This is a genomic window from Thermococcus sp., assembly GCF_015521605.1.
Classification (GTDB): Archaea; Methanobacteriota_B; Thermococci; order Thermococcales; family Thermococcaceae; genus Thermococcus.
This window is the reverse complement of record NZ_WANV01000036.1, coordinates 89,784-98,898: the sequence shown is the minus strand read 5'-3', so window position 1 is coordinate 98,898 and position 9,115 is coordinate 89,784. Positions and strand designations below refer to the sequence as shown.

The 9,115-nt window shown below is 57.2% G+C and carries 16 protein-coding genes; 2 read left to right on the top strand and 14 right to left on the bottom strand.

Annotated features, from left to right (window positions below):
• Positions 1-27: 27 nt before the first annotated feature.
• The 14 genes from F7C11_RS09150 to F7C11_RS09085 are packed head-to-tail and all read right to left on the bottom strand — an operon-like array spanning position 28 to position 8,139.
• A complete protein-coding gene (locus tag F7C11_RS09150; protein WP_297092876.1) occupies positions 28-453 on the bottom strand; it encodes a 4Fe-4S binding protein in 426 nt (141 codons plus the stop codon).
• Entirely contained in the window at positions 450-1,439 is a 990-nt protein-coding gene (locus F7C11_RS09145; protein WP_297092875.1) for a respiratory chain complex I subunit 1 family protein, read from the bottom strand. Before F7C11_RS09145 ends, F7C11_RS09150 begins: the two co-directional genes overlap by 4 nt.
• A complete protein-coding gene (locus F7C11_RS09140; protein WP_297092874.1) occupies positions 1,436-2,731 on the bottom strand; it encodes a nickel-dependent hydrogenase large subunit in 1,296 nt (431 codons plus the stop codon). The genes F7C11_RS09145 and F7C11_RS09140 overlap by 4 nt, the downstream gene beginning before the upstream one ends.
• Complete coding sequence (locus F7C11_RS09135) at positions 2,728-3,255, bottom strand: NADH-quinone oxidoreductase subunit C (protein WP_297092873.1); 528 nt, start codon at positions 3,253-3,255, stop codon at positions 2,728-2,730. The genes F7C11_RS09140 and F7C11_RS09135 overlap by 4 nt, the downstream gene beginning before the upstream one ends.
• Positions 3,252-3,770: an NADH-quinone oxidoreductase subunit B family protein gene (locus tag F7C11_RS09130; RefSeq protein ID WP_297092872.1), complete on the bottom strand. Its 519-nt coding sequence runs from the start codon at positions 3,768-3,770 to the stop codon at positions 3,252-3,254. The genes F7C11_RS09135 and F7C11_RS09130 overlap by 4 nt, the downstream gene beginning before the upstream one ends.
• Positions 3,771-3,775: 5 nt before the next feature.
• Positions 3,776-4,123, bottom strand: coding sequence for a hydrogenase (locus F7C11_RS09125; protein WP_297092871.1), 348 nt, complete (start codon positions 4,121-4,123; stop codon positions 3,776-3,778).
• A 1-nt stretch (position 4,124) separates the two neighbouring features.
• Positions 4,125-5,666 (bottom strand): proton-conducting transporter membrane subunit, encoded by a 1,542-nt coding sequence (locus F7C11_RS09120; protein ID WP_297092870.1) that lies wholly within the window; start codon positions 5,664-5,666, stop codon positions 4,125-4,127.
• Positions 5,663-6,022 (bottom strand): NADH-quinone oxidoreductase subunit K, encoded by a 360-nt coding sequence (locus tag F7C11_RS09115; protein ID WP_297092869.1) that lies wholly within the window; start codon positions 6,020-6,022, stop codon positions 5,663-5,665. Before F7C11_RS09115 ends, F7C11_RS09120 begins: the two co-directional genes overlap by 4 nt.
• On the bottom strand, positions 6,019-6,465 hold the full coding sequence (locus tag F7C11_RS09110; RefSeq protein WP_297092954.1) for a Na(+)/H(+) antiporter subunit B: 447 nt from the start codon (positions 6,463-6,465) through the stop codon (positions 6,019-6,021). Before F7C11_RS09110 ends, F7C11_RS09115 begins: the two co-directional genes overlap by 4 nt.
• Entirely contained in the window at positions 6,455-6,757 is a 303-nt protein-coding gene (gene mbhE / locus F7C11_RS09105; protein WP_297092868.1) for a hydrogen gas-evolving membrane-bound hydrogenase subunit E, read from the bottom strand. Before mbhE ends, F7C11_RS09110 begins: the two co-directional genes overlap by 11 nt.
• On the bottom strand, positions 6,754-7,020 hold the full coding sequence (locus tag F7C11_RS09100; protein ID WP_297092867.1) for a DUF4040 domain-containing protein: 267 nt from the start codon (positions 7,018-7,020) through the stop codon (positions 6,754-6,756). Before F7C11_RS09100 ends, mbhE begins: the two co-directional genes overlap by 4 nt.
• Positions 7,017-7,382, bottom strand: coding sequence for a monovalent cation/H(+) antiporter subunit G (mnhG, locus tag F7C11_RS09095; protein ID WP_394354849.1), 366 nt, complete (start codon positions 7,380-7,382; stop codon positions 7,017-7,019). The genes F7C11_RS09100 and mnhG overlap by 4 nt, the downstream gene beginning before the upstream one ends.
• On the bottom strand, positions 7,379-7,642 hold the full coding sequence (locus tag F7C11_RS09090; RefSeq protein ID WP_297092866.1) for a cation:proton antiporter: 264 nt from the start codon (positions 7,640-7,642) through the stop codon (positions 7,379-7,381). Before F7C11_RS09090 ends, mnhG begins: the two co-directional genes overlap by 4 nt.
• Positions 7,639-8,139 carry a monovalent cation/H+ antiporter subunit E gene (locus F7C11_RS09085; RefSeq protein ID WP_297092865.1) on the bottom strand — a complete coding sequence of 167 codons (501 nt, stop codon included), beginning with the start codon at positions 8,137-8,139 and terminating at the stop codon, positions 7,639-7,641. Before F7C11_RS09085 ends, F7C11_RS09090 begins: the two co-directional genes overlap by 4 nt.
• 364 nt (positions 8,140-8,503) lie before the next feature.
• On the opposite strand from F7C11_RS09085, the gene F7C11_RS09080 reads away from it, so the two are divergent.
• Both F7C11_RS09080 and F7C11_RS09075 read left to right on the top strand, forming a co-directional pair.
• Positions 8,504-8,719: a TRAM domain-containing protein gene (locus tag F7C11_RS09080; RefSeq protein WP_297092864.1), complete on the top strand. Its 216-nt coding sequence runs from the start codon at positions 8,504-8,506 to the stop codon at positions 8,717-8,719.
• 75 nt (positions 8,720-8,794) lie between these two features.
• Entirely contained in the window at positions 8,795-9,094 is a 300-nt protein-coding gene (locus F7C11_RS09075; RefSeq protein WP_297092863.1) for a hypothetical protein, read from the top strand.
• Positions 9,095-9,115: the final 21 nt, after the last annotated feature.

Here is a 9,115-nt window from a genome sequence, read left to right as displayed (position 1 = left end):
GAGGAAAACATGAGAAAAGAAATGTAACTACTTGGAACCTTCCTTCTTTGCGGCTTCCTTGGCCTTCTTCTGCTCCTCCATCTTCTTCTTGAGACCTTCAATCTCGTCCTCCTTGAGCCAGCGCAGGTTGTCGTCGTACTTGTCCGTCGTTGCCAGCAGGAACTCGTCGCTCATCCAGAGGGCGTTGACCGGGCAGACGTCCACGCACTGCTGGCAGAAGACGCACCTTCCGAGCCAGAAGGTGACCTTCCTGACCTCCGGGACGTACTCTATAACCCCGGCGGGGCAGACCATGACGCAGAGCCTGCAGCCGACGCACTTCTCGACGTCGTAGTTGAGTTTGCCCCTGAAGCCCTCCGGCGTTGGAACCGGCTCGCTCTCGGGGAAGGGGTTGGTGGCGGGCTTCTTGAGGAGGTTGCCGAGCACCGTTGAGAGGGTCGGTGGAACCTTCATGCTATCACCCCCAGTGCGTCAATGGCGAGTAGCAGTGCCCCAACTATGCTCGCCGGCAGGAGCCTCGTCCAGAACAGGTTCACCGCCTGGGTTATCCTGAGCCTCCCCGTTATTGCCCTGAAGACGCTCATGCTCACGAAGAGAACCGCGAAGACCTTGAGCGTGTGGAAGAGCAGGTCAACGATTATCCCCGCTATTCCGCCAAGCCCAATGTAGCCGGAAATCCCCCAGGGGAAGAATATCGCCACCACGAGGCTCGCGCTGACGAAGGCCTTTATGGCGTTGGCAAGCTCGAAGAGGGCCAGGTGTCTTCCGCTGTACTCGGCCATGGGGCCTTCAGCGAGCTCGGTCTCCGCCTCAGGGATGTCGAAGTATCCCACCTCTATCTCGCTCGCCAGCCAGGCGAGGAAGACCACGAGCAGTATGAACGTCCCGATGAGGCTGAGGGGGGTGCCCAGCTCCCATATGCTGTGCTCGTAGAAGGTGCCCATGCTGAATGGTTTGGTGACTCCGAGCTCGCTGAGGCGCCAGAGTATTGTGAAGAGTGCCAGCATCATTGGCCCTTCCCTGGAGACGAGGACTATTATCTCCCTCTGGGCACCTATCTGGGCGTAGGGCGAGCCCGAACTGATCGCACCGATTACCCTGAGGAAGCCGATGAGGGTCAGCAGGTATATGAAGAGTATCACGTCTCCTTTGGTTCCGAAGAGGGGCTCAAAGCCGAGCGGAGTGTATGCGAGCAGTGCTATTGATGTCGCGAGCGCCATGACAGGGACCAGCTCGAAGAACCTGTTGGCGTCTCTCGGTATTATTGACTCCTTGCCCACCAGCTTGAGGAAGTCGTAGAACGGCTGGAGCAGGGGAGGGCCAACGCGGCGCTGCATCCTTGCTACCAGCTTCCTGTCTATACCTCCCCACAGCAGCGAAGCTGAGGACACGTAAACGTAAATCCCTATGAAACCGAGGGTAGCGTAGAGGACGTTCATGGTGCACCACCCCTTGGGCAGCCAACGCCCACAACTTCGGGCCTCGCCTTAACGTTCGGGTTCAGCTCCTTTGTCTTCTCTATGGAGAGTCTCAGGAGGTCTTTCTCGGTGAGAACCATTTTCCTCCCCGTGTTCGCATCGATAACCGCGACCCTGTCGGTACAGCTCAGGCACGGGTCTATCGAGGCTATCGCCACTGGGACGTCCGCCACCTGCTCGCCGACCAGCGCCCTAGCTATCGCGAACAGGTTCGGGAAGGTCGGCTCACGCATCTTCCACTTCGCCGGAACGTCCTTGCCCTTCTGTCCCATGACGTAGTGGATGAGCTCTCCCCTCGGGGCCTCGTACCTTCCGATGCCCTCTCCGTCCGCTTTCTTGAGCTGGAAGAGGAGTGCGTTGTCCTTCGGCACGGCCTTTATCTTACCCTCTGGCATCTGGTCTATTGCCCTCTCAATCAGCTCCATGCTCTGCCAGAGCTCCCCGACCCTGACGACCATCCTGTCGAAGACGTCCCCCTTGATGACACCGGTGAACTCCTTGGGGGTTATCGGCTTCACGCCGAGGTCGGGGTAGACGCCGAGCTTCTCGTTGTAGCGAACGTCCTTCTTCACGCCGCTTCCCCTCGCTGTTGGGCCCTGGGCGCTGTACTCGATGGCTATCCTCTTGGGAATAACTCCGGCGTCTCTGAGCCTTGCCTCGACCGTCGGGTCGTAGAGGAATATCTCCTCTATCTTCGGCATAACCTCGTTCCTGTAGTTCTCTATCATGTCAAGTATCGCCCTGATGTGCTTCTCTTCGAGATCCCTCCTCACTCCTCCGATGGTGTTGATGGAGTAGTTGACCCTGTTGCCACCGATGGCCTCCAGGATGTCCATGACCCGCTCGCGAGCGAGCCAGCTGAGGTGCAAAACGGTGTCGTAGCCTATGGCGTGACCAACCACACCGAGGTTGAGCAGGTGGGAGTGGATTCTTTCCAGCTCGCCGACGATGACGCGGATGTACTCGGCCCTCTCGGGAACCTGGATGCCGGCCATTTCCTCAACTGCCCTTGAGTAGGTGTGGTTGTGGGAAAAGGAGCAGATGCCGCATATCCTCTCCGCCAGGTAGAGTATCTGGATGTAGTTCCTTCTCATGGCTATCCATTCGAGCCCCCTGAGGTTGTAGCCGAGCTTGACGTCGACGTTGATTATCCTCTCACCGTCGAGCGTGATGATGAACTTCTCGGGCTCCTCCAGTGCCGGATGAATGGGTCCGATGGGTATCTTAACCCAGTACTCAAGCCTTCCGTTCATTTTGAGCCCTCCCTCTTCATCTTGTACGGGTGGCCTGCGTTCTTCACCATCTCGGGCTTGATTCCGGTCTCATCGAGCCTCAGCGGGTAGATTCCCTCCGGGAAGTCGTCGGGTAGGAAGAGCCTCCTTGGATCGGGGATTCCCTCGAAGAACAGCCCGAGGAACTCCTGGTTCTCCCTCTCGTAGGGCAGTGCGCTCGGGAACACATCTGTGACCGTTGGGAGCTTCGGGTCGTCCTTCGGAACGCTCGTCCCTATGATGAGCGATATGCTCTCGCCCTCCTCCCAGAACAGCTCCATGTGGTACTTGGCGAGCAGTTTATCGCCGGCATCCATTCCGATTATGATGGAGAACTGTGCCCTGGGGTCGAGCTCTTTGATGAACCCCATGGCGTCGTGGAACTTCTTCCTGTCTATCTCGACCCAGACGCGCCTCTTCGGGTGGGGCATCTTGTTCTCGCTCACCCGTATCTCCGCCTCGGGAAACCTCTCGCCAAAGGCTTTAACGAACTCGTCAACGTTCATTTTTTACCCCCCTCAATCTTCTCTATCAGCTTCTGCAGGCCGAGTACGACGCCGTAGAGTATCGCTTCCGGCCTCGGCGGGCAGCCGGGTACGAAGACGTCCACCGGTATGTGCTTGTCCAGCGGCGCGTTGGTGAAAGGGCTCTCGAAGAACACGCTTCCGCCGGTGGGGCACGCGCCTATGGCCACCACGACCTTGGGGTCTGGAGTCTGCTCGTAGACCAGCTTGACCCTCTCAAGGCTCTGGTCTGTTATCGGGCCTGTTACGAGGAGGACATCGGCGTGCCTCGGCGTTCCGACGAGCTTCACACCGAAGCGCTCCGCGTCGTACCTCGGCGTTAACGCGGCTATTATTTCAATGTCGCAGCCGTTGCAGCTGCCGCTGTTCACGTGGAACACCCAGGGTGACCTGCCTATATACCTGCAGAGCTTGGATATCTCCTTCTCCAGCCTCTCGCGCTCCGAAGGGCTGGAACCACTCACATGAGTTTCGTGGGCGTGAACTTTAATGGCCATTCATCTCACCCCCACACTATCAGCGCTCCAACAATTATCGCGGTCGTGACGAGCAGGTAGCTGACGTAGTCGCTCAGCAGTCCGGTGTGCTCCCTGCGGAAGATGAGGAACATCCTGTGGATTCCCCTTATGAGGCCCCACATGACGTGCCTTCCGGTGACGTAGCCCTGGAAGTGCTCGAACTGCGGGATGACCTTGTCCTGATCCTCACCGCTGAGGAACACCTTGGTTCCGTCGCCGGCTCTTCTGGTTCCAGTGCTTGAGCGCTCGGCCCACTTGTAAATCGCGTACGAGATGAGCAGGCCTATGATGAAAACGTAAACGAAGTAGAGTGCATCCCAGTAGCCGAACATTTCACGCACCCCCCAGCACGGCTGATATGTACGTTCCAGCGTTTTCGAGCATCTTTGCGGCTGGTATCATGATCCTGTCGCTGATGAACCACGGGAAGAGCCCCATGAGGACTATTACCGCCACGAGGATGAGCATCGGAACGAGCATGGCCTTTCCTGGCTCCCTGGCGTTCATGACCCTCTCGCTGGGCCTGCCCAGGAAGGTGAAGAGAACCTTCACGTAGGCCGCCAGACTGAACGCGGTTCCTATCACCGCTATAACCGCCACCAGCGGGTTGAAGAGTGCGGAGCTTTCGTATATCAGCCACTTGCTGGCAAAGCCGTTGAGCGGCGGAAGGCCGATTATCGCCGCGGCGCCGACAAGGAAGGCGAAGCTCGTGATCGGCATCTTCCTCGCTATGCCGCTCAGCTCGTTGAGGTTCTTGGTTCCCAGCTGGTGTATGACCGCTCCGGCGACCAGGAAGAGGAGGGCCTTGATGACCGCGTGGTTGACGGTGTGGTATATCGCTCCGGCGAGGGCGATGTTCCCAACGTCGCTTCCGTAAGCGGCGAGGCCGATTCCTGTGCCGAGGAGGATGTAGCCGATCTGGCCGACGCTGGAGAAGGCAAAGAGCCTCTTCATGTCGGTCTGGATTATGGCCATCGCGTTTCCGACTATGAGCGTCGCGCAGGCGAAGAGTATGATTATCCAGCCTATCGTTCTGGCGTTAACTCCGGCGCTGAAGACGCTGAAGGCAAGCCTGGCCAGTGCGTAGGTTCCACCTATCTTGATGACGAGGCCGGAGAGCATCGCACTGACCGAGCTTGGGGCGGCCGGGTGTGCATCGGCGAGCCACATGTGCACCGGGACGGCGCCGCTCTTGAAGAGCAGCCCCCCGAGGAGCAGGCCGAGGGCAACCTTTGCCGTGAACGTCGGGTTCTCGGCTATCATCTTCGCGAGGTAGGCCATCGTCAGCGTTCCGTACTGGCCGTAGAGCAGCACTATTCCGAGGAGGATGAACGAGCTGGCGAGAGAGCCGACGAACATGTACTTTATGCCCGCCTCGATGCCCTCCCAGGTGTCGTTCCTGAAGGCGACGAGGGCGTAGCCGGCTATACCCATTATCTCCAGGAAGACGTAGAAGTTGAAGAGGTCGCCGGTTATGGCTATGCCGAGCATTCCGACCTCAAGGACGAGCACCAGGGCGTAGTACTTCTCAAGCCCCGTGTCGTGCCCCATGTACTCGCTGGAGTAGAGCACGGCCACGAATGCTATGAACGCCACCATCAGGACGAAGAGCGCACTGAGGAGATCTACCTCCCAGACTATCCTTATCGGGAAGGAGACTCCGTTTCCGAGGGGACTCTTCGCTCCGAGGGTGTATACCAGTATCTCTCCGCTCTTCCAGACCGTGTTGAACAGACCGGCCGCGACGCCGAGGGTGATGGCGGTTACGAGTATTGCCCACAGCTCCCTGGCCTTCCTTCCCACGAGGCCAACTATGGGCAGGGAGAATGCTCCGAAGAGCGGGACTATGATGAGGTATGGTATCAGCCCGTTCATCCTCTCAACCTCCTGAGCTTGTTAACGTCGAGGCTTCCGTAGTGTCTGTAGGCGTTTATCGTGAGGGCCATGGAGAGGGCAAGCACACAGACGCCGATGACTATGCTGGTGAGCGTGAGCGCCTGCGGAATCGGGGCCACCATTGCGCTCTTTACCGTCTCATAGCCCGTGTAGATTGGTGCCGTCGGTATCTGGCCTGCCTCTATGCGGTATCCGAAGCTTATGAGGAGCAGGTGTATGCCAGAATCGATGATGTTCAGCGCCAGTATGAGCTTGATGAGATTCCTCTTGTAGAGGAGGGCGTAGATTCCCATGGCTATCAGCAGGAATGCCGTGATGAACTGGAATGGTATCATTCGTTCCACCTCCTGAATGCCGCTATTGCAACCATCGCGCTGACCAGTCCCGCAAAGACCTTCAGTCCCACGGCGAGGTTCATTATCGGCAGGTATCCGGCCGAGAGCAGCGTTCCCGGCTGGCCGTTGAAGACCGGGCCGCTGTGCCACAGGATGTTGTAGAAGAACGCCACACCAAGGCCGAGCATGGCCGCTCCGAGGAACACCAGACCCCCCAGGCCTTCGAGGGCTGAGTAGAGGTGGTGGTTGTAGCGCCTCTTCATCTCGCCCAGCCCGAAGGCTATGAGGAACAGTATTCCTGCTCCCGCTATCGTCGCTCCACCCTGGAAGCCGCCTCCCGGGGTGAGGTGACCGTGTGAAACAACGTAGGCTCCGAAGATTCCTATGAGAGGTATCGTTGCCCTCGCGGTCGTCTTGACTATGAGTCCCATGTCACTCCCCATCCTCATCCCTCCTCCAGGGCCTGAGAAGCGCAACCGCTCCTGCTATGGCTGTGAAGAGAACAGTCGCCTCCCCGAGGGTATCGTAACCACGGTAGTCGAAGACTATGTCGGTGACTATGTTGGTTCCGCCGACTTCATCAACACCGTGCTCGATGTAGTACTGGTCGGTGTAGCGGTAGGCCTTCCAGTCCTCACCGCCGAGGCCGAACTTTATCCCCGTTGAGGGGCTCGCAACGACGAGCAGCACCCCAAGGAGGAACAGCAGTGCGAGAGCTCCGAACGTCTTCTTCATGGTCCCTCACGCTCCCATCTCTCCGTTTTGGCGATTCCATACACGACTATGGCCGTAACGACGCCTGCTCCAACCGCGGCCTCGGCTATCGCGACATCCGGAGCGTGGAGCATGTAGAACTCCAGGCTGAGGAGCAGGCTCATCGCCGCCGAAGCTATGGCCGCACTGAGCAAGTCACGCATCGTTATCGTGATGTAGGCCGCTATGAGCACGCCGAGGAGTATTCCGAACTGTATCGCCATGTCAATCGAGAGGACATTCATTCGACACCACCCCTGAGCTTGTTCTCGTAGGCATCGATGACCGCCTTGGCGGGCTTGTATCCGCTGAGGTGTGCTGCCTTCGCTATCGCGTGCGCCCCCGTTGGATTCGTGAGGAGGAGCGCCACCAGTGCCACGAGGCTGTGAAGCGCCATCTGGAGGTACTTGGGGTCTCCGGTAATGCGGAGCTGGTAGGCGGCGTGAACTACCACCGCCAGAACCGCGAATATCGTCCCGAAGGTGGTGCACTTGGTCGCCCCGTGGAGTCTGGTGTAGACGTCGGGGAACCTGTGGAGCGAGAAGCTGCCCAGCAGGTTGAAGACTATGTTTATCGCGAGGAATGCGTAGATGACGTACTCGATCACTCCAATCCCCCCTGGAGGTATTTGGCTATGGCCAGGGTCCCCACGTAGCTCAGAAGGGCGTAAACGATGGCGATATCGATGTATATCGTCCTGTCGTAGGCCGCCCCGAGGAGGATCATTCCGGCAACGATCAGCGTGTTGAGCGTGTCGACTCCGACGACCCTGTCGGGCACGCTGGGGCCAAAGAACACCCTGAGCAACGCCAGAAATGCTCCGATCATGACTATGACCGCGGCATAGAAGAACTCCGGTGCTATCATCTTCCCAGCCTCCTCGCCCATTTTTCAAATGGACCTGCTATAACCTCGGAGCTCTCCGGCTCCTTCTCCGTCACGTTTATCCAGTGGACGTAGAGGGCCTTCTCCTCCGGGCATGCGTCTATCGTGAGCGTTCCGGGGGTGAGCGTTATTGAGTTGCTGAGTATTGTGTACTGGGCGTCGTTCTCAAGCTCTACCGGAACGCGGACGATTCCGGGCTTTATCTTGCCGGTTATGACGCGGTATGCAACGTCGAGGTTGGCTTTGACCATGCCCCAGAAGAGCGGGCCGATGGCGTACACCACAAAGCCCACCCACTTTGCCGGGTTGAGGAAGCGGGATGCCTTTTCACCTATGACGTCCCTGGTTGTGAAGGCGATTACTCCCGAGAAGATCAGTCCCGCGATAAGCTCTTCGGGGCTCCAGAGTAATCCTTTACTGCCCGCTGTGAGTACCAACCAGAGCACGAATGACCAAATGAATACAGCGATGAAACTCATTGTTCCTCCCTCCTCTCACTTGATACAGGCTCCACAGCCCTGTGTTTCGTCATTTTTCAATTGAGATTTCGTTATTTGTTTTAAAAGGGTTTTTTGAAGCTTAGAATTGAAAGTAAAGGTCTGTAACCTCTCGTTATTAACCAAAAGTTAAATACCTGCGTCGGATCGTGAAAAAGGGCTGTAAGAAATTCACTGGACTCTGTGCTCCGTTGCTGGACTTCTGTGGTTCAGAACAGCCTTTTAGTGACCTTAGGGGCGTAAAAATTACCCAAAGCTTTATATACCCTCGGGGTGACCCACTACTGGGACTCTTCTTGGAGGTTTCCCTGAAGAGCCCTGAAAGTTGAAAGAGTTGGTGTTAGATATGTATGGAGATGGATTTGGCGGTGGCTACGAAGCCCCTGTTAAGGTTGGAGAAAGGTACAGAGTTAGGATCGAGAGCCTTGGAAAGGGTGGCGATGGTATCGCCAAGATAAAGGGCTTCGTTATCTTCGTCCCGAACACCCAGGTCGGAGACGAGGTTGAGATTGTCATTAACTCGGTCAAGAGGAAGTTCGCTTTCGCGGAAGTCATTGGTTGATTTCCCTTCCCTCTTATTCTTACCTGTCTGCAGGACGTTTTTAAGGCCTTAGGCTAAATGTTTCTCGGTGGTTCTGTGGACGAGAAGTCCGTGATGATCGGAGTTGCAGTCGGTGTTCTGGTTCTTCTGTCACCTGTTATACTCTACTGGACGGTGGCGCTCCTCGATACATCGGGTATCGACTGCTACCTCCCCGATGCACTTTTCATGGCGGTATCGTCATTGGTTCCCGTCCTGATCGTCTGCTCTCTTTCGTTACTCGTTATGAGGCACTACAACAGGCCTAATGAGTGGATAAAGAAGAGACTAACGTTCGTGGCCGTTTTTCTCTTCGCGGCTCTCTTCGTGCTCCTGGCCGTGATAGGTTTTGTGTGAGTTCCCAAACCTGAACCGCAC

Bases quoted from the DNA above. Each gene is read 5' to 3' on its own strand.
- F7C11_RS09140 (WP_297092874.1), bottom strand. From the start codon at position 2,731: ATGAACGGAAGGCTTGAGTACTGGGTTAAGATACCCATCGGACCCATT.
- F7C11_RS09125 (WP_297092871.1), bottom strand. From the start codon at position 4,123: ATGTTCGGCTACTGGGATGCACTCTACTTCGTTTACGTTTTCATCATA.
- F7C11_RS09085 (WP_297092865.1), bottom strand. From the start codon at position 8,139: ATGAGTTTCATCGCTGTATTCATTTGGTCATTCGTGCTCTGGTTGGTA.
- F7C11_RS09120 (WP_297092870.1), bottom strand. From the start codon at position 5,666: ATGAACGGGCTGATACCATACCTCATCATAGTCCCGCTCTTCGGAGCA.
- F7C11_RS09090 (WP_297092866.1), bottom strand. From the start codon at position 7,642: ATGATAGCACCGGAGTTCTTCTATGCCGCGGTCATAGTCATGATCGGA.
- mbhE (WP_297092868.1), bottom strand. From the start codon at position 6,757: ATGAAGAAGACGTTCGGAGCTCTCGCACTGCTGTTCCTCCTTGGGGTG.
- F7C11_RS09080 (WP_297092864.1), top strand. From the start codon at position 8,504: ATGTATGGAGATGGATTTGGCGGTGGCTACGAAGCCCCTGTTAAGGTT.
- F7C11_RS09145 (WP_297092875.1), bottom strand. From the start codon at position 1,439: ATGAACGTCCTCTACGCTACCCTCGGTTTCATAGGGATTTACGTTTAC.
- F7C11_RS09110 (WP_297092954.1), bottom strand. From the start codon at position 6,465: ATGGGGAGTGACATGGGACTCATAGTCAAGACGACCGCGAGGGCAACG.
- F7C11_RS09150 (WP_297092876.1), bottom strand. From the start codon at position 453: ATGAAGGTTCCACCGACCCTCTCAACGGTGCTCGGCAACCTCCTCAAG.
- F7C11_RS09115 (WP_297092869.1), bottom strand. From the start codon at position 6,022: ATGATACCATTCCAGTTCATCACGGCATTCCTGCTGATAGCCATGGGA.
- F7C11_RS09100 (WP_297092867.1), bottom strand. From the start codon at position 7,020: ATGAATGTCCTCTCGATTGACATGGCGATACAGTTCGGAATACTCCTC.
- F7C11_RS09130 (WP_297092872.1), bottom strand. From the start codon at position 3,770: ATGGCCATTAAAGTTCACGCCCACGAAACTCATGTGAGTGGTTCCAGC.
- F7C11_RS09135 (WP_297092873.1), bottom strand. From the start codon at position 3,255: ATGAACGTTGACGAGTTCGTTAAAGCCTTTGGCGAGAGGTTTCCCGAG.